Source organism: Candidatus Chloroploca asiatica (assembly GCF_002532075.1).
Lineage (GTDB): Bacteria > Chloroflexota > Chloroflexia > Chloroflexales > Chloroflexaceae > Chloroploca > Chloroploca asiatica.
On record NZ_LYXE01000172.1, the window covers coordinates 1 to 24,300 of the forward strand.

The following is a 24,300-nucleotide window of genomic DNA, read 5'->3' on the forward strand; positions in this document are numbered from 1 at the left end:
GGGCCCGCACCCCGGCCTGGTACGGGCACCCCTTGCGGGTGCCCCTACACCGGGCCCGCACCCCGGCCTGGTACGGGCACCCCTTGCGGGTGCCCCTACACCGGGCCCGCACCCCGGCCTGGTACGGGTGCCCCTTGCGGGTGCCCCTACACCGGGCCCGCACCCCGGCCTGGTACGGGCACCCCTTGCGGGTGCCCCACCCCACCAGGGCACCCCTTGCGGGTGCCTTGGCGAGGTGCATACACGGAAGATGCAATCGCCCTGATAAGGTTGCAACCTCTACTAGCATTGGATCCCTTCCTGTGCTACGATGTAAGGAGTGTGCGTCGCGTTTGCACATACATCAGGGAGGGTAACAATGTACGATCTCGCAACCGAAGTGGCCGATCTCCGTGAGCGCTTTGCGCTAATCCGGGGGCATCTTTGACCTGGCTAGCAAACAGGCCCACATTGAAGAACTTGAAGCACGCGCCGCGCATCCCGAGCTCTGGAATGACCCACGGGAAGCCCAGGGCTTGATGCAACGCCTGACACGCCTCAAAAATGAGGTCGACGTCTGGACGACAATAGGGGTGCGGCTGACAAGTCTTGATGAATTGATTGAGCTCGCCTCGGCGGAAGATGATGACTCGCTCCACGAGGAACTGACAAGCGAGGTGACAGCGAGTCGGGCTGAACTCGACCGTCTCGAACTGGGGTTGCTGCTCAGTGGGCCTTATGATGACGGCGACACCTTTATTTCGATCCAGGCCGGCATGGGTGGTACCGATGCCCAGGACTGGGCCGAGATGTTGCTGCGTATGTATATGCGGTGGGCCGAGGCGCGTGGGTTCACGGTGAATCTGCTGGAAGAGAGCCCCGGTGACGAGGCAGGGATCAAGAGCGCCACCTTTGAGGTGCGTGGACCGTATGCCTATGGCTATGCCCGCGCCGAGGCTGGCGTCCATCGCTTGATCCGCCTTTCGCCCTTTAATTCGGCCCATACCCGACAGACGTCTTTTGCCCGCATCGAGGTGATGCCCGAGGTTGATGACGCGCCCGAGATCGTTATCAAGCCTGACGATCTGCGCGTTGATGTCTTTCGCAGCGGCGGACACGGCGGCCAGGGTGTCAATACGACCGACTCGGCGGTGCGCCTCACGCACCTCCCCACTGGGCTCGTCGTCGTCTGTCAGAATGAGCGCTCGCAACTCCAGAATCGTGAGACAGCCCTGCGCGTGCTGCGTGGGCGCCTGCTCGAACGCGATCTCCAGCGCCAGGCCGAAGAACGCGCCCGCCTGCGCGGGGCCTATCGCGATGCAGCGTTTGGTAGCCAGATGCGCACCTATTACTTGCATCCTTCGACGCTCGTCAAAGACCATCGCACCGACCACGAAACAAGCAATGTGCAGGCCGTTCTCGATGGACAAATCGATCCGTTTATCGAGGCGTATCTGCGTTGGAATGTTGCAGAGGCATAATGCATCTTCTTCTTCGTATCCTTTGCTTGAGCATCCTGCTGGTGAGTGCCGCACCAGCGTATGCACGTGCAACCGAGACCATCCGGGTAGAGGCCAGTACGGTGACACCCGCTTTTCCCACGTCAATCAGCTTTGAAGTTACTGCCGAGTCATCAGCGGCACCGCTGGTGGCGGCACAACTCTTGTATGGCCCCGCCCAAAGCAACGGGCTCACGCTGGTCGAATTGCCCGTCACGCCCGGCCAGCGCGTGACCCTGCAACACCGCCTCGATACCGAGGTCTACTACTTCCCGCCCGGTACCGAGATGAACTACCGCTGGGTGTTCCGTGATGCTGACGGCAATGAGATGACAACCCCGCTCGAGACGTTTCTCTACCACGACGAACGCTTTCCCTGGGCTGAGCGGAGCGAGCGCAATGTAATTGTCTACTGGTACGAAGGCGGCGCAGCCTTTGGTGAGGAATTGATCACAGTCGCGACGCAGACGCTTGATCAGCTTGAGCAAGAGATCGGGGCGCAACTCGACCAACCAGTCCGCATCTATGTCTATGCCTCGAATCGGGATATGCGTTCGGCGCTCCAGCGCAACTCGGTCGAATGGGTTGGCGGGGCCGCCTGGACAGGGCTTGGGGTGATTATCGGGGGCATTATGCCGGGCGATACCGCCGAAATCGAGCGCATTATTCCCCACGAACTGTCGCATCAAGTGCTGGCGCAGGCCACCCGTAATCCGTATGGCGGCGTTCCCGTCTGGTTCGATGAAGGCCTCGCCGTCCACAATCAGATCCAGCGCGACCTCGGCTGGGACGAACTCGTTGAGGAGGCGGCCATCGAGGGTCGTCTGATCCCGTTGAGCTCGCTGGCGGCGAGTTTTCCGGCTGACCCCGCGCAGGCAACGCTCTCGTATGCCCAGAGTCGTGACATGGTCGAATACATGCTCGATGTCTATGGCCCCGAGGCGATGCGGGCCCTGGTAGCCGCCTTTGCCACCGCAACGCCCATTGACGAAGCGTTGACCAAGGTCATCGGCATGACGGTTGATGAAGTCGACGCCGCATGGCGGACAACCCTGCCCGCCCAGGTACGCGAGGTACCGATGGTTCCTGGCCCGCAGACGGCCCCACCGAGTCGGTTTGATCAGGCTGCATCGGTGCCCCAGGCTAACCAACCCGCCGGGCTATCGTGGCTCGAACAGATCCAGCAACAGGCACCCTGGGCTTTCCTGGTTGGCCTGGCCTTCCTGGTCATTGTTGGCTTAACCATCACCGGTTTTGTCGTCGTTATTGTCCTGCGTCTTGCAGGCGTTGATAAACGAACATCGTAATGCTCAACGAGGAGCACCCGTATGGAGACGAAGTTTACCCCATGGCGCATGAATTACATCAAACGCGACCCGGCCCTCAGCGAGGATGACTGTGTCTTTTGCGCCATCGCCGATGCGCCGCCCGATCACGATCCTGAGCATCTCATCCTCTATCGGGGCAGGCAATGTTTTATTGTGCTCAATCTCTATCCCTACAATACGGCGCACACGATGGTCATTCCGTATCTGCATACCGCCGATCTCGCTGGGCTTGATGCGGCCACGGCCCAGGAGCTCTTTGATCTGACGCGCTGGTGCGTCACGATCCTTCAGGCCGAGTATCAACCACACGGCTTCAATCTAGGGATGAACCTGGGGCGCATTGCGGGGGCTGGCATCGCCGAGCACCTGCATATGCACATCGTACCGCGCTGGAATGGTGACACCAACTTTATGCCCATCGTCGGCACAACCAAGCTGATCCCCGAAGAACTAAACGCCACCTACGCCCGGCTCCGCCCACATTTCACCGATAAAGGGGTTTCTGCAACCTTCTAACCACAAAAGGTTGCGGGGCGGCGTGGGCCGCCCCGCAACCTTTTGTGATGAGCACAAGCACCTTCGAAGCGTTGCTAGCTCTGATCCAGCGTCACATTGATCATATCAACAAAGCGATCAATCTCAAAAGGCTTCTGCATAATCACGGCACCTTCGGCCTCAAGCGCGGCAAACCAGGGCTTACGGTTGAGCGCCGTCATGATCATGATCGGAATGCCCTGATCTTGCAGGCGCTCTTTTAGGTGATAAAACACCTCAACGCCATCCATATTAGGCATCATAATATCGCTAATCACCAGACTCGGCGTCAGATGCTCTAACATACGTAGCCCCTCCTGCCCATCGGGGGCCAGGATCACCTCGTAGCCAGCGTTACGCAACGCATACTCAAGGATGGTCTGGAGGGTCAGATCATCATCAATGATAAAAATAAGTCCTCGAGATAGGGTCATATGCATCGCCTCGTGCAAGGAGAAAACCGCACTGAACGGCTGAGAAAGCAGGTACGCCATCGGCTAAATTGGTGGCTATTATACCAGAGGATGCAACGTGCGTTGCATCCTCTGGTATGGGTAGAGGCAAGGGCGACAGGCCTCACGTGAAGAGTATGGTACCATACAAAAAAAGAACCCTACCGAGGAGCATCCGATGCCAGTCGTGCCAGGTCCGTTGCATTCATTTCCGTACATTCACTGGGAAGAAGTCCATTTTCGGGATCTTGATGCCCTGGGGCATGTCAATAATGTTGTCTACGCCTCATGGCTCGAGTCGGCCCGCATCCAGTATTATCTTGATTTGATGGGCGTCAAGCTGGAAGAGATGGGCTTGATTCTGGCCGAAATGACGATCAAGTATCTGGCCCCGGCTTTTTTTGGTGAACGGCTCGCCGTTGGGGTGCGGGTGAGTTCAATTGGCACCAAGAGCTTTGTGCTCGAATATGTGATTGCCCGCGAAGGCGACGAAACCATCATTGCCACCAGCACAACCGTGCAAGTCGCCTACGACTACAAAACTGGTGCGACCGTTCCGGTCTCTGAGACGTTTCGCCGTCGCGTGGCGGAACGCCAACAAACTACATGAAAGACACCTACAGGCCAGCTTTGCTGGCCTGTAGGCGTCTTATGCAGTTTGCTGGTATGTGGGCGTGCCGGCTTTAGCCGGCAACTACTGCACGGCGACGACAAAGCTCGCTTCGCCGAAGGGTTTGTCCTGTAAACGAATGCGCAACGATGTTGCACTGCTGCTGAGCGGGCGCTTGGCGACGGCGACTCCACGTTCCTGGGTTCCAGGGGCAACCTGGATCATGCGTGGGCGTGAGGCTGTCTCATCGAGGAGATATTCGTTGCCCAGACTGTCGCTGATCTGAATGTTATCACTGTCAAGCGGGAATTCGATCAGCCGATCCGAGTTGTTCTGAACATTCCAGGTCAGCGTAATCTGCCCATCGCACGTCGAGACCTGTTCAAGCGCAATAATAACTTCCGGGGGATTAGAAGCGACACTCCCCCCCTCGGCCACACTGATCCAACTCCGGGTGGCGGGATCATACCGTTTGCCCACCAATTGGGCCTGTGACCAGAGACAGCCATCAAGATCGGTTGCTTGCATCAAAAGGGCATCACCCGTTGGCACACCGGTCACCGCCACGATCAAGACGGGCGGCTCATCAGCGAGAGGCACCGGACGCACCGGTCGTAGAACGAGCGCGACGGCAAGGATGACGGCGAGCACCGCCATAGCAGCCGCAATGCGCCCAGTCGTCGTGCCAAGGGCCTGCCTGACCTGGGCCACCAGGCTCGTTGAGGGCACGGGCAGCTCGGCAGGGGCAGGCGCATCAACATCCACCGGTGCCACTGAGTCCTCCGCGCTCGGCTCAGCCAGAACTGGCCCCTCTGCCGGAAGTTCATCAGGGTCAAGCATCGCCTCGGTACTGGGCACGAGCCCGCGCAGCACCGTATTGATCTCGTGCCAGGGCGTACAGTGGAGCAACGAGGGGATCGCCAGCATCTCTTCTTCCGTCAACTCGATCTCAGAAGAGCGCTCGGTGATCAGGTAGGCCGGCAATTCATCCATGCCCTTGAGCTCAACCTTCCAGTCAAGCTCGATCTCCGAGCCTTCCTGAATGGCAGGGGCAATCACAACCGCCCGCTTACAGGTACGAAAATCGATCCCATTGGCCTTCTGGCCTGAGAGAAATTCGCGCCGATGTTCATTGAGGAAATTGGTCAGGGCATGAAAATAGGAGATAACCTGATTATAGGGATTTTTCCGCCCTACATTGAGTCGTTTGCGTTCGCCATTGCGCCCCTCGACAAACCACGGGCCATTCACACTGCCAATGACACGGCCATCGCACTGCTTCAATTCAAGAATAAAGATCGCATCGTACTTGATAATCACCAAGTCAATTGTGCGCCCGCCCACACTGAAATTGGACAGAATCAGATAGAGGCCCTCCATCTGATGGAGCGCATTGGCGAGCGCCATGATGACGCGACGTTCATTGGGATGTTCGGGCTTTTCGCCGATCCAGACCTGGACTGCCATTGGGTGCCTAAGACTACCTTTCTTCCTCTTGCAACGCGAGGGTTTTGCGCAATTCAACAATCTGATCGCGGAGGGCGGCTGCCTGTTCAAATTGCAGATCGCGGGCCGCCTGTTTCATCTGTTTTTCGAGATCTTTGATCAGTTTATGCAACTCTTCGCGGGGCACCCCAGGGCCAGGAGGAACTGTGGCCGGGGCGTGCCCACTCGTTTTGTACTCATCACGTTCTTCGGCCATCCGTTTGATGCGATCCGTGAGGTCGCGCACCCCTTTGCTGATGCCAACAGGGGTAATGTTATGACGGAGATTATGGGCCATCTGGATGTCACGCCGCCGCTGCGTCTCTTTGATGGCAACGTCCATCGAGGACGTGATCGTATCGGCATACATAATCACGGTTCCCTCGATATGGCGTGCGGCACGCCCAATCGTCTGGATCAATGATGTCTCCGAGCGCAAAAAGCCCTCTTTGTCGGCATCAAGAATGCAGACGAGACTCACCTCGGGCAGATCAAGCCCTTCACGCAGCAGGTTAATCCCAACAACGACATCATAGACCCCGAGGCGCAGATCGCGAAGGATCTCGACCCGCTCGAGCGTATCAATATCGGAGTGCAGGTACATCGTACGCACACTCATCTCTTTGAGGTAATCGGCAAGATCCTCAGCCATCCGCTTGGTAAGCGTCGTGACGAGCGCACGTTGCCCTGCCTTGACCCGTTGACGAACTTCAGCAATCAGATCGTCAACCTGGCCCTTGGTCGGGCGCACCTGCACAACCGGATCAATCAGGCCAGTGGGGCGAATAATCTGCTCGACAATCTGCTCGCTCTGCGTCCGCTCAACCGGGCCAGGCGTCGCCGAGACATAGACGACCTGATAGATATGCTGGCTAAACTCATCAAACTGCAACGGGCGATTATCGAGCGCCGAGGGCAAACGAAAGCCATAATCAACCAGCGTCTGCTTGCGATGGCGGTCGCCGAGAAACATCCCGCGTACCTGCGGCAGCGTAATATGACTCTCGTCGACAAAGAGCAAGAAATCGTCAGGAAAATAGTCGAGCAACGTCCACGGCGTCTGCCCGGCGGCCCGCCCATCGAGGTGGCGCGAATAGTTCTCGATCCCCGAACAATAGCCAACCTCCGAGAGCATCTCGAGGTCATACATTGTACGCTGCTTGAGGCGCGCGGCTTCAAGATTTTTGCCTTCAGCCTCAAGTTCACGTAGGCGCTCACCGAGTTCATCCTGAATATTGCCAACCGCAACCGCAAGCTTCTCCTTCGTCGCGACAAAGTGTTTCGCCGGATAGATCTCAGCGGTCGTGCGCAGCAAAATCACTTCACCCGTCAACGGATCAAACTCGGTCATGCGCTCGATCTCATCGCCCCAAAACTCCACCCGCAGGGCGGTTTCGGCATTGGCGGGCAAAATATCGAGGGTATCGCCCCGCACGCGGAAGGTACCGCGATGAAAATCGAGATCGTTGCGCTCGAACTGCAGATCGATCAACTGACGCAACAACTTGTCACGATTACGCACCTCGCCCTGGCGCAGACTCACCATGACCTGTCCATAATCGTGAGGCGAACCAAGGCCATAGATTGCCGAGACCGAAGCGACAATCAGCACATCGCGGCGTGTAAAGAGGGCCTGCGTTGCTGCGTGCCGCAGACGATCGATCTCTTCATTAATGCTCGCCTCTTTCTCGATGTAGAGATCTTTCGAGGGCACATAGGCTTCAGGCGTATACTCATCGTAGTACGAGATAAACATCTCGACAGCGGCATCGGGCAAAAAATCGCGAAACTCGGCCCAGAGTTGCGAGACCAGCGTCTTATTATGGGCGAGCACCAGGGCAGGGCGCTGTGTCTGGGCAAAGACGTGTGACATCACAAACGTCTTACCCGAACCAGTCACCCCCAGCAAGGTCTGCTGACGATAGTTCTTCTCAATGCCCTCAACCAATTTTGCGATCGCCTGGGGCTGATCGCCAGTTGGTTGATAAGGAGCCTCTACCCGAAATGACATCGTTGATCCTAGCCTTGTCGCTCGCGTCCGTCTCTCTATTATACCTAGTCGTGTCCAGTTGTGCCACAAGCCCTACGAACAGATGGTATACTGTTGCTTGATCGCAGGAAGACCCCGTCTTGACCAGCGCCACTGGAGTCTACGCATCATGACAGATATGCCAGCGCTCTCACTCTTTACCCTCCTCACTGATCGCCTTGGGAAGCGGTTGCAGCCAATTCAGGCGACCAAAGCAACGCTCGTTGATGTCAGCCATACCTTAGAAGATCTCGTGCTGCATGAGCGTCTGCCGGCCCTCATTTTTACTGGCTTTCAAGAGTCGAGCCACTGGCGCGCTGAGACCGAGCGCTACCGCGAACTGGCTGGCGTTGCCCATCAGATCTGTATTTTTGCGGGTGGTCAGTTGCCCCCAGAGAGTGACCAGAAACAGATCCACGTACGCTTGCACGGCCCCGACCCGTTGCGCCAGGAGTGGTTTTTGCTGGTGTTGACCGAGCGGTTTACGGCTGTGCTCTGTGGTCGTGATCTGCAGGCCCCTGCCCTGAGCGAGGGCGACCGCCGCTTTCAGACCATCTGGACGTTTGAACCAGATCTGATCACCGAGATTATTGCGGTCTTGCACGAGGTTGTAGCCCGCGAGCGTCCTGACCGCCTGGTTGACCTGGAAACAGCGATCGAACGGTTTCCGCCACCACCACCGGATGCCCATCTCTTGACCCTCTTTACGACACGCATGATTGACGATCTGGTGCGCCAGCACGAGGCACGCTTGCAACTCGAAAGTATGCTCGCCTACGAGTCACGCCTGCGTGCGCTTGGACAGGTGCTTTCGGGCGTTGCGCACGAGTTGAACAATCCGCTGCAAGGCATTCTCGGCTTTGCCGGATTGATTGCTGAAACCCCAGAACAAGCCCCGAGCACCCTCGAAGAGGCTGGCTATATCGTTGAAGCGGCACGACGTGCACAGACGATAGTACAGAGTTTGCTGCAACTGTCTCGTCCTAACAGTAGTGAACCCGCGCTGGCGAGGCTGAACGAAATCATTGATCAGACCGTGATCTTTGTGCGTGCAGATATGTCGAGTTATGGGATCAACCTGACCATCACAAGTGAACCCGAGGTTGCACCGGTGCTGGTGAATCGGGTGCGGATACAACAATTGCTGATCAATCTGTTGACGAATGCCATTCAGGCCCTGGCCGGGCAGCCTGGAGCACACCAGATCGAAATGATTGTCCGCCAGCCTTCCCCTGAATGGGTCGAGTTGCGCATTCATGATAATGGGCCAGGCATTGCAACCGAACTGCACGAACGCGTCTTTGAGCCCTTCTTTACGACCAAGGCACCTGGTGAGGGGACGGGCCTTGGTTTGAGCATTGTGCGGACAATTGTCGAAGAGCATCAAGGTCACTTGAAACTCGAAAGTGGCCCGCTTCGTGGGACGACGTTTTCGATTCTTTTGCCAACGGGGGCCAAGCACAAACCTGAGACGGCGTCGGCACAAGCCGAAGACAATGGTGCAGGTCTGGTGCTGGTGATTGATGATGACCCCCAGATCGTATTGTTGCTCGAACGCGTGTTGAAGCGAGCAGGGTATGCCGTCCGTGCCGAACGCAACCCCGAAGCAGGTTTGCGTCGGGTGTTGCATGAGCACTTTGCGGTGATCATCTCGGATTTGCTGATGCCTGAAATGCCTGGTACGGAATTTTATGAGCGCTTGATCCGGCTCAACCCTGCGCTGGCCCATCGTATCATCTTTATCACCGGTGATGCGACCCGTCCGACAACCCAGGCCTTCTTACAGGGTACCGGACAACCCTACCTGCTCAAGCCATTTACCACCCAGCAATTGCTGAGTAGTGTCGCTCAGCTTCTTGCGGCCCATCCGCCACTTGTTGTTGCCCATGGTAGCGCGATTGTCGAACCTGCTCCAGCGCGAGCACCTGAAGCAAACGAGTCAGCATGACCCAGCCGCAGGAGATCCTGTGCCCGAGTTGCCGTAAACCTGGTCGCCGTCAGGCGCGGTTTTGCCAGTATTGCGGCCATGATATGATTCTCAATAATGCTGGCCCGCGTTACTATATCACCCGCGTGATTAAGGCGGGGGGGCAGGGTGCAGTCTATGAGGGCATTGACGACGATGGCAAGATCTATGCGGTCAAAGAGATGCTCGATAGCTTTACCGAGCAAAAAGAGCGGGATGAAGCGATCAAGCGTTTCAATGCCGAGGCTGAACTGCTCGAACAACTCACCCATCCGCGGATTCCTCGGGTCTATAGCCACTTTAAGGATGAAGGCCGCCACTACCTGGTCATGGATTATATTCGGGGCGAAGACCTCGAAGATATTGTGGAACGGGAAGGCAAGCTTGCCGAGCCTCGCGTCCTCGACTGGGCAACCCAGATCTGTGATGTGCTCAGTTATCTGCACAGCAAGGGGCTGATCTATCGCGATATGAAGCCCTCGAATGCGATGCTTGACCATCAAAACGGGGGCATCAAGCTGATTGATTTTGGCATTGCCCGCGTGCTACAAGTCGGTCAGCGTGGCACGCAGATCGGGACGCCAGGCTATGCGCCACCTGAACAATACCAGGGGCTGGCAACGATTGAATCGGATGTCTATGCGCTGGGGGCCACGCTGCACCATGTGCTGACCGGGCGTGATCCGCAGGCGCATCCTCCTTTTTCTTTCCCGCCAGCGCGCACCCTCGAGCCAACTATTTCACCCCAGGTCTCGGGTGCCCTCGAACAGGCCTTGCAGATGCGTCCGACGGCTCGCTTTGCCTCGATTGCGGCCTTTGGGGCAGCGCTTGGCGTATTGCCTGCCTCACGCCCACTTGGCGTTCCCGTTGCGACTCAGCCTACACCAGCGCCCACGCCCGCACCCACCCCAGCACCTGCACCCACCCCAGCACCTGCACCCACCCCAGCACCTGCACCCACCCCAGCACCTGCACCAGCGCAGCCCACCCCAGCGCAAACGTCACCCGTACCGACGCAGGCTACGCCTGCCTCAGTCGTTCAAACGGCAGGAGCAGCCCAACCTACGCCGCAGGCCTCAGTTACGCCTTCATCATCACCACCAGCGGCTCCGGCCATCGCTACCCCGCCAGCACCAGCCTCACCGCCGGTACAACCAAAGCGGCGCGGATGCGCTGGGTGCATTGGCCAGATGGTCATGACGATCCTTTTGATCGCCGGATTGGTTGCAGTCGATTTCTTCTTCATCGGCTTTCTACCGCGTACCCTGGGCTTTGAAGGCCCGGCCGCCCCGATCTCTACACCCCAAACCCTCGTGCAGATCCCGTTCACGACCGAGGTTTTTATTGTTGACCCAGATGGAGCAGATCAAAGCAGGTTGCAAACGGCGTTTGCGACCGCATTTCTCGAACAGGCCCGGCAAGCATACGGCCCCACCGCCCAGATTGATGTCACCCAGCCCTTGATTTATGCCGACGGCCCCACCGAGGCGGGCCGCGAGGAGCGGGGCATCATCTACCGCGCTGTCATCGAGGGTTTGCTGCTTGTTACTCAGTAGTGTGCAGTAGCTTACAGTCGGCAGACTAGATCGAGCGTAGACTGAGCGCATACGTGATCGTGTTCTAGATGCAGGATCCAGATGACGCCATTGTATGTCTATGTCTCGGCTGACTGTCCCGTCTGTGCGCGGACGCTGCAACTCGTGGCCAACGTGCGTGCGCAGGAGCCTGAGTATCCCATTGAAGTGATTGATCTGGCGCAACCAGGTACAACAAAACCAGCCATGGTCTTTGGTACGCCAACCTACGTGTTCAATGGTCGGATACTTTCGCTGGGCAATCCAACGCTAGAGACCCTGTTAAACCTGTTCAGGGATGAGTGCTGAATAAGGCAGCCATCAGGCCGTGCCAAGCTTGCGCGCCAGTTCGGCATTGCTTGGTTCAACGAGGATGCTGCCATCAGCAAAGACGATCGTAGGAATACTACGCATCCCACGATTGAGCCGTTCAACCTCGACGACCGCATCGGGATTGTGGTCGATATCAATCCAGGTGTAGAGGACACCACGCTCGTCCATAAACTTCTTGGCCCGACGGCAATCGCCACACCAGAACGCACCATAAATTGTAATATCACCTGGCTGCATATGATCCGATCCTTGCCTTATTTGCTCGCTATGAACGTATGACTCCGGGCAGGGGCGAGAGGCCTGGCCCTCCCCACCGGCACTGCTGGCGTTCTAGTTTACCATAAGATAGCCTTGTAGAAAGAGTGACGTTATGCATGATCAGTTTCATACCATTGTCATCGGGGCCGGTTCAGGGGGGCTGACGGTTGCCGTTGGCCTGAGTAGTCTCGGCAAGGCGGTGGCGGTGCTTGAGGCATTGCATGTTGGTGGCGACTGCACCAATGTTGGGTGTGTGCCGTCCAAGACGCTGATCCATCAGGCCGAAGAGCGGGGCACGCTGGATCCTGAGGGCGCACTGGCTGAGGTGCGACGCAAACGCGATGCATTGCGCGAGAAGGAGACCCACGAGTTTGGGGAGCTACCCAATCTCAGCCTGATCTTTGGGCGGGCGCGTTTGGTCAGTCGTACGCAGGTGGCAGTGAGATTGCCCGAGGGCGGTGAACGAATGTTGCAAGCAGAGAACATTGTGATCGCCACCGGAGCCCGCCCCCGCAAGCTGGTCATTCCCGGCCTGCCCGAACAGCGTATGCTTACCAACGAGACGGTCTTTGAGCTACCGGTTGTGCCGCACCACCTGGCAATCATTGGTGGCGGAGTGATCGGGGTCGAGTTGGCCTTTGCGTTTCGCAAGCTTGGCAGCCGCGTCACGATGCTTGACTCTTCACCGCGCCTGCTCACCCGTCACCTGCGCGAGGCAGCCGAGGCCATCGAAGCCTCGCTGGCCGCCAAAGGCGTCGAGCTTCATCTCAACACGAGTGTGCAGGGCTACGACGAGGCGACGCAAGCATTGCATATCGAACGCAATGGCAGCGTCGCGACACTGCACGACGTTGACTATGTGCTCGTGGCGGTTGGCCGCCAACGCAACCTCGATGGGCTGGGCCTCGAAGAGGTCGGCGTTACCTTTGATAGCCGCAACGGCATTGCCGCCGACAGCTATGGCCGTACCAATGTACCTGGCATCTATGCGATTGGCGATGTTACGGCAACTTCGGCGTTTACCCATTCCGCCAATGCGCAGGGTCGCCGGGTCGTGCAGCGCATTGCCTTTCCATGGCTGCCCGCGACCACCCCTGAACCTTTTTACCCAAGTGCGACGTTTGCTGATCCCGAAGTTGCCACGGCTGGCATGAGTCAACGCGACCTGGCCGCTCGCTATCACCCGGCACTAATCAAACGCATCCGAGTTGACCTTGTAACCCAGACTGATCGTGGGTATACTGATGATCTCCACCATGGTTTCATCATCGTAGATACCGTACGTCTGACGGGCAAGATCTTGAGTGTAACGATTGTGGGGCCACGCGCCTCGGAAATGATTTCACTCTTTACCCTGGCGATTCAAGAGCGCATTTCGCTCTACCGGCTCTATCGGGTTGTCTATCCCTACCCAACTTTTTCCAGTGGCATCCAGAAGGTCGCCGACGCCTTTATGCGCGAGACACTGCCCAATCTACGGGGCGAACTGGCTACGTATCTGCGTTATCGCTGGGCACGGCCAGCGCGAGTGGCTGATGTCACTGTGCCCCTGGGCGCACGGGCGGCTGAGTGACCTGTGCTCCCAGGGGAATAAACCAGCCCTAGCTTAGAAAGACGCCTTCTTGAACACCAAACAGACGCGCTATGACATTGCGATTATCGGATCGGGGATCAGCGGATCGAGCCTGGGAGCGATCCTTGCCCGCCACGGGGTGCGCGTCATTATCTTTGAAGCAGGCATGCATCCCAAATTTGCCGTGGGCGAGTCGATGATCCTCGAGACGTCGGAAACCATGCGGGCCATGGCCGAGTTGTTTGATGTGCCCGAAATGGCCTATTTCAGCTCAGAGAATTATATGGCGCACATTGGCACATCCCATGGGATTAAGCGCCATTTTAGCTATCTCCACCATGTCGCCGATCAGCCGCAGAACATGCGCCACGCCCTGCAAGCGGTGATCCCACAGCGTCCGCACGGATATGAGTTGCATATCCATCGCCAGGATAGCGACTATTTCCTTACGTCGGTGGCGGTGCGTTATGGCGCTACGGTTCTGCAAGGAACGCCGGTCAAGGATATTGAGGTGACGGCTGATGGAGTGACGATCCTGACGGCTCAGGGTCAGACGTACGAAGCTGATTTTGTGGTTGATGCAGGTGGGATGCGCTCGCTCTTGGCCGAGAAGTTTGGCTGGCGGAGCCGGGATTTGCAGAGTCATACCCGTACGATCTTTACCCATATGGTTGATTTGCCCTGCTATAACCAGGTTGGCGCAAGCCATCAGGCGTATGGCCTGCCCTTCCCGGTCTCGGAAGGCACACTGCATCACATCTTCCACGGAGGGTGGCTCTGGGTGATTCCGTTCAATAATCACGCCCGTTCAACCAATCCCCTGGTGAGCGTAGGTTTGCAACTTGACCCGCGCATTCACCCGATGCGTACCGATCTTTCGCCGGAAGAAGAATTTTTCGACTTCATTGCCCGCTTTCCAAGTATCAAGGCCCATTTTGCCGGTGCGCGTGCCGCACGAGCATGGACACGCACCGAGCGCTTACAGTACACCTCAACGCATGTCGTCGGCGAGCGCTTCTGCCTCCTTGGGCATGCCGCTGGCTTCATCGATCCGCTCTACTCGAAGGGGTTGTATACCACGCTGATGAGCACCGCACTGCTTGGGCATCTCTTGCTCGAAGCCCATCGGCGTCAGGACTATCGTGCCGAGCAGTTTCAGCCACTTGAAGCGTTGACGCTACGGTTTGTGGAAGCCCACGACCGGATCGTGGCAAATTCTTATAAAGCCTGGTCAAACCCGAAGCTCTGGTCGGTCTATGCGCTCCTCTGGTTGCTCGGCGCGTATCTAGAGTATCTGAAGTTGTTGAGTACCCGTGGCCGGGCGACGAGTCGTGCCGCCTATTTTGCCGAACTTGCCGAACTGCGGCTTGTTGGGGGGGGCTTTGGGCCGTTCAAGACGCTGGCCGACCAGATTGATACGCTGATCGAGGCGGTTGACCCGTGCGACGAGGCAGCAGTTGACCAGACGGTGCGGCAAATCCGTGCGCTCTTGGCCGACTTTCCATGGATGCCGTGGGCCTTTCAGCAGGTGCTTGCGGGCGCCAACCACCTGCCGGCCAACAAACTGCGCCTGAGCTTGCTCCGCCAGGATCAGAAGGGCTTTCTTGGCGATGGCTTGTTTCGCCAGCATTTCTTTGGTGACGCAAGCTTACGTCAAGTAACAAGGTTTTTTGTCAGCGAAGGCGTTAAGTATGGCAACTCGATGATCAGCATACGCAAACGGGTGGGTTTTCGGCGGAGGTTGGGAGGATCAGCTTGATCGAGCGGGAACAAGAATTGATCACACCACAACCAACGGGCCAACAACGCAACTTCCGCGATCTTCAGCGCTTTGGGCTGGTGCTCGGGGGTTGGCTGCTGCTGGTGGCAGCGATCCAGGTGTATGCCCGTGCCCAGATGGTGCAACCGCTCGATCTCTTTCAAGGCATGGTCACGGTCTGCCAGGTTCACCCGGCCAGTCCGTTCCTGTTTATTGGTGCGGCGATGTTGAGTCCCATCTTGCTGCTCCCTGCGGCGCTGCTGGGAGGCGTTGCGGGGGTCTGTTTCGGCCCAGGCTTGGGCATTCTCTACACCTTGATCGGGTGCAATCTCTCGGCACTGCTGACCTATAGCATGGGCAGGATCACAGGGCATGGCGATAATCGCATTGCGCGCCTTTGCGCCCGTTATGGTGATCGCCTACAACGCAAGCCCTTTCTTGGGGTTCTGGTTTTGCGCTTAAGTTTTTTACCCTATGATCCGATTAACTATCTGATCGGTCTGTTACACATTCCGCTCCGTTCATTTTTGCTCGCGAATACCATGGGGAGCCTGCCAGGGGTGATCGTCATTGTGCTTGCGGGGAGCACACTGAGGGAACTCGGTCAGATCAAACCGGACATTATGCTTGGTGTGGTGGCTGGCGTGCTGCTCAGCATCGCCGTTGTGGTACTTGTGCGCCGCAAGTGGCGTGTCTAAATGGGAGGAAGCAACAACGTATGCATTTTCATCGTTTTTCAGTGGTTATTTTGACAATGATCTTTGTGGTGATGATCGCCGCATGCGGCGGCCAGCCTGTGAGGCAAGCGCAGCGCGAGAATCCTGCGGAAGAGGCATTTACGCTTGATGATTGGGCGAGTGTCGAGGCGGCTGCACGCGGCCAGACACTGAATTGGTATATGTGGGGCGGATCGGAAAGCATTAATCGTTTTGTAGACGAATTTTATGGTACAGCGCTCAAGGAGCGGTATGACATTACGCTGAATCGCGTACCCGTAGCTGATGCCGCTGATGTCGTCAATCAGATTCTCAGTGAAAAAGAGGCTGGCGTTGATCCCGGCGCGGTCGATGTGATCTGGATCAATGGCGAAAACTTCCTCTCGCTCAAACAGGCCGCGATGCTCTTGCCTGACTGGTCGCGGCGCCTGCCCAATGCGTCCCTGGTTGACTGGGAGAATCCAGCGATCTACCTTGACTTCGGCGAACCCGTCGAAGGCTATGAGAGTCCATGGTCGTCGGCGCAGTTTCAGTTGATCTATGACTCGGCGCGGATGAGCGCCGATGAATTGCCCCGTTCGTATGCGGAATTGATGACCTGGGTAGAGGCGAACCCCGGACGCTTCACCTATATCGCGCCTGGACCGGGGGCTTTCCAGGGGACACGCTTTGTCAAAGGGGCGCTCTTTGAACTGAGTGGCGATCCAGGGCTCTGGCTTGAATATGATGAGGTCGTCTGGAACGAATGGTCACCACAAGTCTGGGACTATTTCAACGCGATGAAGCCTCATCTCTGGCGTGAGGGTACGACCTATCCCCGTGACGAGAATGAGTTGCATAGTCTCTTTGCCAATCGCGAGATTGATTTCAGCATTACGCAGGCGATTGCCGGGGCGGGGCCGCTGATTGCCGAGGGCTTGATTCCTGAGACATCACGGGCCTTTGTCTTCGATGACTATATGATCGGCGATTTCAACTATCTGACGATCCCCAGCAATGCGCCGCATAAAGCCGCCGCGCTAGTGCTGGCCAATCTGATCCTCGAGCCGGAATTTCAAGCGGCCCAGATTTTGCCGGAAAATGGCTTTGGCCTGGGCTACGCGATTGATGTCACCCGCGTGACCGACCCGGCCCAGATCGCGGTGCTGGAAGAGGCTCAGGCCCAACTTGGCGAGGCGGCAACCCCCGCCGAGGATCTTGCCGGTTCGCTGGTGGCCGACTCGTCGGGCGAGTATCAGTCGCTCGTTGAAGAGGGTTGGCGTCAGTTTGTGTTGATTGGGCCGTAACATGCGCGTCGATCGCCCAACGCTACGCCGCTGGCTCATGCTCACCCCGGCCCTCCTCGTAACAGGCGTGCTCTTTGGGGTGAGCATGTACTACGGCATCAGCCAGAGTCTCGGGTATCTACCGTTTATCGGGGCGACCAGGGTGAGCCTCGATGCATATGCGAGCGTGCTTGGCGGCGCGACACCGGCGGGACGCGAGTTCTGGGCAGCACTCGGTTTCTCGCTCTGGGTCACCGGGATCTCGACGCTGCTCTCGGCGGTAGCAGCGCTACTGCTCGCGGTAGCGCTGAGCCATCGTCGCCGCCCGGCGCACCAGGCGACATTGCTTGCGCTGAATGCCAATCTCGCGCTGCCGCATATGGTCTGGGCGATTGCCCTGTTGCTGTTGCTGGCCCAGAGTGGCCTGATCGCCCGGATTGCAGCGGCGCTCGGCTTGATTGCGACGCCCGCCGAATTTCCGGTGCTAGTGCGCGATCAGGCGGGGATCGGCATCATTCTGCACTATGTGAGCAAAGAGATCCCTTTTCTTGTGTTGATCGTGCTGGCTGTCTTGCGCACACAAGGCCACGCCTATGCCGAGGTTGCCACGACGCTCGGCGCTGGACCCTGGATGCGGGTGTGGCGCGTGACGCTGCCGCTGGTCTGGCCGGGCCTATCGGCGGGAGCCTTGCTCGTCTTTGCCTTTATCTTTGGGGCCTACGAAGTACCGGCGCTGCTTGGGGTCTCGTATCCACGGGTACTGGCGGTGCTAGCGCTCGACTATTTTCTCAATGCGGATCTCAACCGACGCGCCGAGGGCATGGCGATCAGTCTCATCATGACGGTTGTTGTCGTTGGGCTTGGCCTTCTGGTGCGGAGGATTGATGGCTCGGAACGCTGAAGACAAGCTGGTGGACGGGGACGGCTTTTCCCGATGGCCTGCCTACCTCGGGTATGCCCTGCTCTATCTGCTCTTGCTCGGGCCAGTCGTTGGCCTGGTGCTCTATGCCGGATCAACGCGCTGGTTTTTCCCCGATCTTCTGCCAGTCACCTGGACCTTCGAGACCTTCTGGCGGCAGTTGAGCAACGCACGCACGCAGCAAGCGATCGGGACAAGCCTGCTGCTCGGGGGTGTCGTCACGCTGCTCGCCCTGGTGATTGCGCTCCCCGCCGCCCGTACGCTCGGCCTTGAGCGTTTTCCTGGGCGGTCGCTGGTGCTCTTGCTGCTCTTTTTGCCGACGATCGTGCCGCCACTTGCGACCGGGATGGGGTTAAATATCATCTTTTTGCGCCTCGGGTTGGCCGGCAGCCTGGCGGGCGTTGTGCTGGTTCATCTGATTCCGGTGCTGCCCTACACCATCTTTGCGCTGATTGGCGTCTTTGTGCGCTACGATGAGGGCTACGAGCAACAGGCGCGGACGCTGGGTGCTGGCCCGTGGCGCATCCTCTGGCAGGTGACGTTGCCGCTGGCCGGCCCCGGCATGGCCGTAGCGGCGCTCTTTGCCTTTCTCGTCAGTTGGAGTCAGTATGTGTTGACGTTGCTGATCGGCGGCGGGCGCGTGATCACGCTGCCGATGCTGCTTTTCGCCGCCGTTGCGGGCGGTAATCCGGCCACCATTGCGGCGCTTGCCCTGATCTTCGCGGGGCCACCGTTGCTTGCCATCGCGCTGGCAGCGCGAGCCTTAACCGAACGCACCACCACGGTAGGACAACAGTATTAACTATGACACGGATTGCACTCGAACACCTGCACAAAACCTATCCCCGGCAGGCCGCGCCCGCGCTTGAACGACTCTCGCTTGAGGTCGAAGCCCACACACTCATGGCCCTGCTCGGGCCATCGGGAAGCGGCAAATCGACAATCCTCAAACTGATCGCCGGCATCGAAGATCCCGATCAGGGCGACATCTGCTTTGACGGGCAGAGCATCCTCCGCATCCCGGCGCATCGGCGTGGGGCCGTCTTGATGTTCCAGAAAGCGTACCTCTTCCCTTTTCTCTCAGTGGCCGACAATATCGCCTTTGGCCTGCGCGCAAAAGGGGTAAACAAGGCGACCATTCAGACCGAAGTCCAGCGCATGCTCGACCTGGTCGGGCTGCCTGAGATGGCGCACCGTCGTCCGGCCCAACTCTCGGGGGGCGAGCAACAGCGCATTGCGCTTGCCCGCGCGCTGGTGGTGCAGCCGCAGGTACTGATGCTCGACGAGCCGTTCAGCAGCCTCGATCCGGCGGTGCGCCAGAACCTGCAGGAGGCGGTACGGCGCATCCAACGCGAACTTGGCATCACGACGATTCTGGTGACCCACGACCGCAGCGAAGCACTGGCAATGGCCGATCAGGTGGCCCTGATCGAACAAGGCACCCTGGTCGCCCACGCGCCGCCGCAGCAACTCTACGAACGACCGCCGCATCGGCAGGCAGCGCGGCAGATGGGCATAGACACCTTTCTTACGGGTCGCGTCACGGGCACCACCCTGCAGAGTCAGTTTGGGCCGCTGACGGTTAGCGAAACCCCGGGTCACGGAGGCGAAGCGCTCTACGCCATTCGGCCCGAACATCTGCGCCTCGGGCATGAACCAGGTGCGCACAGCCTCCCCGTCACGGTGCAGAGCCAGATCTATCGCGGCGACCATGTAGAAGTGCAGGTCAGCCTAGGCGAAACCGTGCTGCGCGTCCGCACCAACGAAGCCTGCTGGAGCAACGGAAAGCGCGTCTTCCTCCACCTCCCACCCGAGCATCTCTTTTTGCTGAAGCTTCCGGGAAGCTAACTGCGCGGGGTTCTCGCGTACGAAGGCGCGATATCCCTCGGACGAGCCAAAGTGCGCCTGTCGTATCTCGCGTAGTACCGGCTGCTCTGGTTGGCCCTCGACCCAGGCCCGGTAATCCGAAAACGGCCAGTCCTCTGGCTGTGCAACCAGTCCATACTTCACCGGGTTGCTGTGGATGTAGCGACAAAAATTGCTATGGCTTACCCGAATACTGCTGTGTAGATTCCATGACCGATAGCGCGGAAAATTCTACTCCTATTTGCCTCAATGCATCTTTCCCGCGGATAGTCAAGTCCGTCACGAAATGAAACTGCTGTCGTGGATCCACTGGATACGCTTTCAATCGATAATGCGTACCCCATGGCTTATCGAGCACAATCACGTTGATCGGTTTTCCCAATTGCACAAACGAACTGGTCAGCGCTACGTCATAAAGAATATGTTTCACACGAGCGGCATCATGGTTCGGATGAAGATAAAAATCGGTTACGCACAGCAGATGCTGTCCGCCGTCATTGGCGTTAAAGATCAACTGATCCCACAGCTTCAGATGGGGGACGATGACAACCGTATCGTCGGGCGTAACAATTTTCACACTGCGCATACTGATGGTTTTTACCTCTCCATACGTGCCATCCACCTCAATCCAGTCACCCGGACGATAGGGCATTTCAAATAGCGTCACGATCCCGGCAATTAAACTGCTGACGTAGTCCTTAAAGGCAAACCCCAACGCCAAACCGGCTGCACCCAGCAGCGCAACCAGATTTTCAAATGTCGGATTAATCAAGCGCGGAATAGTGAGTACGATTGCGATCACAATAATGAGCAGACGCAGTACGGGCACCGACGCCAGCAAAAAGAGCCGATACCGGCCAGTGAGACGACTTGCCACCTGCTGGAGCAGTCGTTGACTGGTCGCGATGAGCAGCCAACTGCCAACCAAAATAAGGCCGACCTGAACAAGGTTGATTTGACTCAGATCACGGAAAAGTTGTGATGAATCATTCATCTCTTATCCTCAAAATGCATCACACAGATATCCATTTGACTTCAGATAGCTTCTCACCACGGGGTACCCTCTGGCTGCCACTTTCCAGGTTTTGTCCTGATAAGTAACCAGGCCCGCTTCGGTGAGTTGAGAAACCGTTTCCATGATCTGATTGCCGGCTAGCGGCAACAGTTGTTGCAATAGTTCAAACGATAAACCATTGTGCAGCAGCAGTGTATGCAGCACAAAAGCAACTTGCTCAGAGGCCTTGGCGGGGAGTGAGGGATGTTCAAGATCGTCCCAGGGTGTCACCCAAATTACCTGGCTTGCCAGCGTCGCATCTTCGTCATCATTTTGTTTTTCTCTTAGCGCTTCATCCGGTTCAATGCACAGGCTGTCGCGCCAGATTGCCTGGGCGACGCCTATATTTCCGTGGCTGAACGCAGCCAATTGTTGCAGGTAGTCGCTTGTCTTTTCGCTGTTATTGTCCTCTTTTCCAGTGGAAAACAGAGGAGCGCCATTGTCAGCCTGGCAAAATAGATAGGTTGTTCCTCGTTTTGGTCGCAACATTCGCTGAAATTGGCGCACTAATTGCGTCTGGTCAGAAGCTTTAGACGTGATGGCGCTCGGCCAACTCCCGTGCCAGACGTGTTGCAAATAGGCCCATGCCCAACTATCGCATCCAATAACCCCCAGGCCCATCGCCCCGGAAGCTGCGCGATCCAGAAAGCGACGCATCAGGCTAAGCCCGCTGGCATGACGCAGGTAGGTCTTTTCCAGTGTGGGATAAATCCAGAAGGTATCTCTTTCGGGCAGGGAAGCGAGCCAGACATCTGCGTTTTCCATGATTTGCTCTGGCGTAGGGGGGCTGACGATGGTTACATCGTTCTGAGTTGCCCATGCCATCAGCTTTTCAGCATGACCGCCATGTGGTGGTTCAACAAGGAACACGATATTCTGACCGATCCGATCGGATTTTAACCAGGTTTGCAGGGTTTCTCTCAAGGCGCTGCCACCAGCCTCCCAATTTGGCGCAGAGCTGATCTGCTCTAACTGGCTGGCATCTAGTGTCCGTAAATCTGACTCTGGTTTGAAGGCCACTTCAGATTTCTCTTCCTCTTGGCGAAAGATGCGCCATATTTGGGAGAGCCCCTTTCTGGTCACTTGCGAGACAGGGACTTCTGGGGATTTATACTCGGAGATCGGAATGAATTCCCAGATTTTCTGAGTATCGTCTTGCTTAAGTGAGGGATTGGTCATGTTGTTTTTATCAGTTTGCTTCTGTTGAGCATAACAGCCATTCCGCCTGACAGGCTACCAGCAAATATAACACGACCTGAACCGTCGGCCAAACGCCGAAGATCCGCAGCGGTCGTGCGGCCAGCGCCCCCATGCATCGTGGTGATGCAACGACGCACCGGCACAAAGGCACAACGCGGCATATGGAGCTAGCGCCAATACCTTGCAAATAAGGCGGCTCTTTTGACGCAAAGGTGCAAAGGTGCAAAGGTTTTTGCGTAGGTGAGCGTAACCCTTCGCGTCTTCGCGTCTTCGCGTGAGCTTATTTGAAAAGTATTGGAGCTAGCGCAGCCCTTTGCGTCAAAAACCGATCTTCAGCGACGCGACAAACGCCGCGCCGTCGCCCAGGACGATTCGTTTGCGCGATGCGGCTGATACCCCTTGACAATGAGCATTCCACATCGGTCATGCAGCCAGCGCGCAGGGGGCAAGGGCACAATCTATTTTTATCCTAAAATCAGTGAGGTATTGAGTGCGATACGGGGAAAGGTTGGCGACGTAACGGTATCACCCAGTAACACTTTTTGAAGACGGGTATATTGGCCTTTGACCGGCAATGTGTACTGCTCAATGAGGAGTTCTGTTAGGTTGACAATCCACGCTTCCGGTACCCCTGCTTGTGCATAGCGCGGCATCTTTTCTTCTCGATCATACGTGAGCGTGGTATCAGCGACTTCGATCAACAGCAAAATATCATCCGCCCTTGGCAATGCCTGCGCATAATAGTCGTCACGGTAGCGCAGCACGGCAATATCGGGTTGGGGTTCAGTGTAATCAGTCAATTGCACGGGATTTTGCGGGCTGATAATGGCCTCATCTTGCACTTGGCGCATAAGAAACGTCATCATTTTGGTTACGATGGCGGCGTGGTGTGGGTCAGTGGGGCTCATATTGCGGATTTCTCCATCAATTAACTCCACGCGGTCATCTTCGGTCAGAATACCGCTTTCACGCATCCGGGCGTAATCATGGATGGTGAAGGCGCGTCGGATCCATTCAACCGCCATGTTTTAGCTCCCATCCTTCACCAACTCTACAGTACAATGAGTATACACCATGTAAACCCTTTGCGACTTTGCGTCAAAAAACTGGTCTTCAAAGATAAGGCAAGCGTCCATGGCCTTGCCCGCGTCACGCCGCGAGCCGCCGTCGCGCACCGCCGCAGCGTCGCTGGCAGGTTCGCTCGACCGAGGCGCGGGATGGCACGAGGCGACGCGGCAAACAAGGCCCAGGTTTGGGGCCGCACAGCGGCGTCGGCCTACAGCGCGATGTTGGGCCGGGAGTGGAATGATGAGGCGACGGGCGTATGCTCGCTTGCGCTGACGCTGACAAGCGGGCGGGAGCGGCCCCGTGCTGTAATCAGCGTAGCCGGCGATGAGGAACACGCCGCGTACGCTCCCCGCGAGGCTTGCATCTATCCAGCGCCGATGACTTCTAGGGCTGCGAGATGATTTCGAGCAGATTGTCTGCGGAAAGGGTCATAAATTGCTCGATAGCCGTGGCATACGTACGGATCACTTGCTCTATAGTATCTGTTGTACAGTTACCAATCCGAATCCAAATGATTTTCGGTGGAGCGCCACGTAATGCGCTCATATCATTAAAGTCCGAGTCTTTTGTGACAATGGTAAAGCCATTGGTTTGCGCAAAACTCCAAATATGCTATTGTCGCATGGTTCACCTGGTATGCTCTACTTGCTATGCCTATGGGTAGGGCGATTGCATCTTCCGTGTATGCACCCCACCAGGGCACCCGCAAGGGGTGCCCCTACACCGGGCCCGCCCCTACACCGGGCCCGCCCCCACCTTTCACGTATAGAGTTTTTGAGACATTTCGAGCCATGTGTAAAGGGTTTTGCAGGCGGGTCGGCCTTCTGGTACGA

At 57.3% G+C, this 24,300-nt stretch carries 22 protein-coding genes; 14 read left to right on the plus strand and 8 right to left on the minus strand.

Features of this window, described 5'->3' with window-relative positions; all coding sequences use genetic code 11:
* Window positions 1–358 precede the first annotated feature (358 nt).
* The 3 genes from prfB to A9Q02_RS20740 all read left to right on the plus strand — a co-directional run bounded on the left by prfB (window position 359) and on the right by A9Q02_RS20740 (window position 3,322).
* A protein-coding gene (gene prfB / locus A9Q02_RS20730; protein ID WP_245860792.1) for a peptide chain release factor 2 occupies window positions 359–1,460 on the plus strand; the annotation gives its coding sequence in 2 pieces (ribosomal slippage) (window positions 359–424 and window positions 426–1,460; 1,101 coding nt in all).
* The gene (locus tag A9Q02_RS20735; RefSeq protein WP_097654985.1) at window positions 1,460–2,785 is read left to right on the plus strand and encodes a peptidase MA family metallohydrolase; all 1,326 of its coding nucleotides are present in this window, start codon (window positions 1,460–1,462) and stop codon (window positions 2,783–2,785) included. The genes prfB and A9Q02_RS20735 overlap by 1 nt, the downstream gene beginning before the upstream one ends.
* A 21-nt stretch (window positions 2,786–2,806) precedes the next feature.
* A complete protein-coding gene (locus A9Q02_RS20740; RefSeq protein WP_097654986.1) occupies window positions 2,807–3,322 on the plus strand; it encodes an HIT family protein in 516 nt (171 codons plus the stop codon).
* A gap of 74 nt (window positions 3,323–3,396) precedes the next feature.
* On the opposite strand, the gene A9Q02_RS20745 is transcribed toward A9Q02_RS20740, so the two are convergent.
* Window positions 3,397–3,774 carry a response regulator gene (locus tag A9Q02_RS20745; protein WP_097654987.1) on the minus strand — a complete coding sequence of 126 codons (378 nt, stop codon included), beginning with the start codon at window positions 3,772–3,774 and terminating at the stop codon, window positions 3,397–3,399.
* A gap of 196 nt (window positions 3,775–3,970) precedes the next feature.
* On the opposite strand from A9Q02_RS20745, the gene A9Q02_RS20750 reads away from it, so the two are divergent.
* The gene (locus A9Q02_RS20750; RefSeq protein ID WP_097654988.1) at window positions 3,971–4,402 is read left to right on the plus strand and encodes an acyl-CoA thioesterase; all 432 of its coding nucleotides are present in this window, start codon (window positions 3,971–3,973) and stop codon (window positions 4,400–4,402) included.
* An 84-nt stretch (window positions 4,403–4,486) separates the two neighbouring features.
* On the opposite strand, the gene A9Q02_RS20755 is transcribed toward A9Q02_RS20750, so the two are convergent.
* Both A9Q02_RS20755 and uvrB read right to left on the minus strand, forming a co-directional pair.
* Complete coding sequence (locus tag A9Q02_RS20755; RefSeq protein ID WP_097654989.1) at window positions 4,487–5,869, minus strand: nuclease-related domain-containing protein; 1,383 nt, start codon at window positions 5,867–5,869, stop codon at window positions 4,487–4,489.
* Between the two features lie 13 nt (window positions 5,870–5,882).
* Complete coding sequence (gene uvrB / locus A9Q02_RS20760; RefSeq protein ID WP_097654990.1) at window positions 5,883–7,898, minus strand: excinuclease ABC subunit UvrB; 2,016 nt, start codon at window positions 7,896–7,898, stop codon at window positions 5,883–5,885.
* 148 nt (window positions 7,899–8,046) lie between these two features.
* On the opposite strand from uvrB, the gene A9Q02_RS20765 reads away from it, so the two are divergent.
* The 3 genes from A9Q02_RS20765 (at window position 8,047) to A9Q02_RS20775 (ending at window position 11,765) form a co-directional block, all read left to right on the plus strand.
* Window positions 8,047–9,864 carry an ATP-binding protein gene (locus A9Q02_RS20765; protein WP_172451230.1) on the plus strand — a complete coding sequence of 606 codons (1,818 nt, stop codon included), beginning with the start codon at window positions 8,047–8,049 and terminating at the stop codon, window positions 9,862–9,864.
* Window positions 9,861–11,438, plus strand: a complete 1,578-nt coding sequence (locus tag A9Q02_RS20770) for a serine/threonine-protein kinase (RefSeq protein WP_097654992.1) — start codon at window positions 9,861–9,863, stop codon at window positions 11,436–11,438. The genes A9Q02_RS20765 and A9Q02_RS20770 overlap by 4 nt, the downstream gene beginning before the upstream one ends.
* 81 nt (window positions 11,439–11,519) lie before the next feature.
* Window positions 11,520–11,765 carry a thioredoxin family protein gene (locus A9Q02_RS20775; RefSeq protein WP_097654993.1) on the plus strand — a complete coding sequence of 82 codons (246 nt, stop codon included), beginning with the start codon at window positions 11,520–11,522 and terminating at the stop codon, window positions 11,763–11,765.
* 12 nt (window positions 11,766–11,777) lie between these two features.
* Here the strand turns inward: A9Q02_RS20775 and A9Q02_RS20780 are convergent, their stop codons facing one another.
* A complete protein-coding gene (locus A9Q02_RS20780) occupies window positions 11,778–12,026 on the minus strand; it encodes a glutaredoxin family protein (RefSeq protein WP_097654994.1) in 249 nt (82 codons plus the stop codon).
* A gap of 133 nt (window positions 12,027–12,159) precedes the next feature.
* On the opposite strand from A9Q02_RS20780, the gene A9Q02_RS20785 reads away from it, so the two are divergent.
* From A9Q02_RS20785 to A9Q02_RS20815, 7 genes are read left to right on the plus strand one after another with little or no spacing between them, the layout of a single operon-like run.
* Window positions 12,160–13,620, plus strand: coding sequence for a dihydrolipoyl dehydrogenase family protein (locus A9Q02_RS20785; protein ID WP_097654995.1), 1,461 nt, complete (start codon window positions 12,160–12,162; stop codon window positions 13,618–13,620).
* A gap of 49 nt (window positions 13,621–13,669) precedes the next feature.
* Entirely contained in the window at window positions 13,670–15,379 is a 1,710-nt protein-coding gene (locus tag A9Q02_RS20790) for an NAD(P)/FAD-dependent oxidoreductase (protein ID WP_097654996.1), read from the plus strand.
* The gene (locus tag A9Q02_RS20795; protein WP_097654997.1) at window positions 15,376–16,077 is read left to right on the plus strand and encodes a TVP38/TMEM64 family protein; all 702 of its coding nucleotides are present in this window, start codon (window positions 15,376–15,378) and stop codon (window positions 16,075–16,077) included. The genes A9Q02_RS20790 and A9Q02_RS20795 overlap by 4 nt, the downstream gene beginning before the upstream one ends.
* A gap of 20 nt (window positions 16,078–16,097) precedes the next feature.
* Window positions 16,098–17,381 (plus strand): ABC transporter substrate-binding protein, encoded by a 1,284-nt coding sequence (locus A9Q02_RS20800; RefSeq protein WP_097654998.1) that lies wholly within the window; start codon window positions 16,098–16,100, stop codon window positions 17,379–17,381.
* 1 nt (window position 17,382) lies between these two features.
* Window positions 17,383–18,261, plus strand: a complete 879-nt coding sequence (locus A9Q02_RS20805) for an ABC transporter permease (RefSeq protein WP_097654999.1) — start codon at window positions 17,383–17,385, stop codon at window positions 18,259–18,261.
* Entirely contained in the window at window positions 18,245–19,081 is an 837-nt protein-coding gene (locus tag A9Q02_RS20810; protein ID WP_097655000.1) for an ABC transporter permease, read from the plus strand. The genes A9Q02_RS20805 and A9Q02_RS20810 overlap by 17 nt, the downstream gene beginning before the upstream one ends.
* Before the next feature lie 2 nt (window positions 19,082–19,083).
* The gene (locus A9Q02_RS20815; protein WP_097655001.1) at window positions 19,084–20,127 is read left to right on the plus strand and encodes an ABC transporter ATP-binding protein; all 1,044 of its coding nucleotides are present in this window, start codon (window positions 19,084–19,086) and stop codon (window positions 20,125–20,127) included.
* 193 nt (window positions 20,128–20,320) lie between these two features.
* On the opposite strand, the gene A9Q02_RS20820 is transcribed toward A9Q02_RS20815, so the two are convergent.
* The 4 genes from A9Q02_RS20820 to A9Q02_RS25370 all read right to left on the minus strand — a co-directional run bounded on the left by A9Q02_RS20820 (window position 20,321) and on the right by A9Q02_RS25370 (window position 24,076).
* A complete protein-coding gene (locus A9Q02_RS20820; RefSeq protein WP_097655002.1) occupies window positions 20,321–21,139 on the minus strand; it encodes a mechanosensitive ion channel family protein in 819 nt (272 codons plus the stop codon).
* Window positions 21,140–21,148: 9 nt separating this feature from the next.
* Entirely contained in the window at window positions 21,149–22,378 is a 1,230-nt protein-coding gene (locus A9Q02_RS20825) for a hypothetical protein (protein WP_097655003.1), read from the minus strand.
* 485 nt (window positions 22,379–22,863) lie between these two features.
* The gene (locus A9Q02_RS20830; protein WP_097655004.1) at window positions 22,864–23,424 is read right to left on the minus strand and encodes a Uma2 family endonuclease; all 561 of its coding nucleotides are present in this window, start codon (window positions 23,422–23,424) and stop codon (window positions 22,864–22,866) included.
* A gap of 427 nt (window positions 23,425–23,851) precedes the next feature.
* On the minus strand, window positions 23,852–24,076 hold the full coding sequence (locus A9Q02_RS25370; protein ID WP_425430800.1) for a DUF5615 family PIN-like protein: 225 nt from the start codon (window positions 24,074–24,076) through the stop codon (window positions 23,852–23,854).
* Between the last annotated feature and the right edge of the window lie 224 nt (window positions 24,077–24,300).

Bases quoted from the DNA above. Each gene is read 5' to 3' on its own strand.
- A9Q02_RS20820 (WP_097655002.1), bottom strand. From the start codon at position 21,139: ATGAATGATTCATCACAACTTTTCCGTGATCTGAGTCAAATCAACCTT.
- A9Q02_RS20765 (WP_172451230.1), top strand. From the start codon at position 8,047: ATGACAGATATGCCAGCGCTCTCACTCTTTACCCTCCTCACTGATCGC.
- A9Q02_RS20830 (WP_097655004.1), bottom strand. From the start codon at position 23,424: ATGGCGGTTGAATGGATCCGACGCGCCTTCACCATCCATGATTACGCC.
- uvrB (WP_097654990.1), bottom strand. From the start codon at position 7,898: ATGTCATTTCGGGTAGAGGCTCCTTATCAACCAACTGGCGATCAGCCC.
- A9Q02_RS20780 (WP_097654994.1), bottom strand. From the start codon at position 12,026: ATGCAGCCAGGTGATATTACAATTTATGGTGCGTTCTGGTGTGGCGAT.
- A9Q02_RS20825 (WP_097655003.1), bottom strand. From the start codon at position 22,378: ATGACCAATCCCTCACTTAAGCAAGACGATACTCAGAAAATCTGGGAA.
- A9Q02_RS20735 (WP_097654985.1), top strand. From the start codon at position 1,460: ATGCATCTTCTTCTTCGTATCCTTTGCTTGAGCATCCTGCTGGTGAGT.
- A9Q02_RS20785 (WP_097654995.1), top strand. From the start codon at position 12,160: ATGCATGATCAGTTTCATACCATTGTCATCGGGGCCGGTTCAGGGGGG.
- A9Q02_RS20750 (WP_097654988.1), top strand. From the start codon at position 3,971: ATGCCAGTCGTGCCAGGTCCGTTGCATTCATTTCCGTACATTCACTGG.
- A9Q02_RS20745 (WP_097654987.1), bottom strand. From the start codon at position 3,774: ATGACCCTATCTCGAGGACTTATTTTTATCATTGATGATGATCTGACC.
- A9Q02_RS20755 (WP_097654989.1), bottom strand. From the start codon at position 5,869: ATGGCAGTCCAGGTCTGGATCGGCGAAAAGCCCGAACATCCCAATGAA.
- A9Q02_RS20740 (WP_097654986.1), top strand. From the start codon at position 2,807: ATGGAGACGAAGTTTACCCCATGGCGCATGAATTACATCAAACGCGAC.
- A9Q02_RS20800 (WP_097654998.1), top strand. From the start codon at position 16,098: ATGCATTTTCATCGTTTTTCAGTGGTTATTTTGACAATGATCTTTGTG.
- A9Q02_RS20805 (WP_097654999.1), top strand. From the start codon at position 17,383: ATGCGCGTCGATCGCCCAACGCTACGCCGCTGGCTCATGCTCACCCCG.
- A9Q02_RS20810 (WP_097655000.1), top strand. From the start codon at position 18,245: ATGGCTCGGAACGCTGAAGACAAGCTGGTGGACGGGGACGGCTTTTCC.
- A9Q02_RS20815 (WP_097655001.1), top strand. From the start codon at position 19,084: ATGACACGGATTGCACTCGAACACCTGCACAAAACCTATCCCCGGCAG.
- A9Q02_RS20770 (WP_097654992.1), top strand. From the start codon at position 9,861: ATGACCCAGCCGCAGGAGATCCTGTGCCCGAGTTGCCGTAAACCTGGT.
- A9Q02_RS20775 (WP_097654993.1), top strand. From the start codon at position 11,520: ATGACGCCATTGTATGTCTATGTCTCGGCTGACTGTCCCGTCTGTGCG.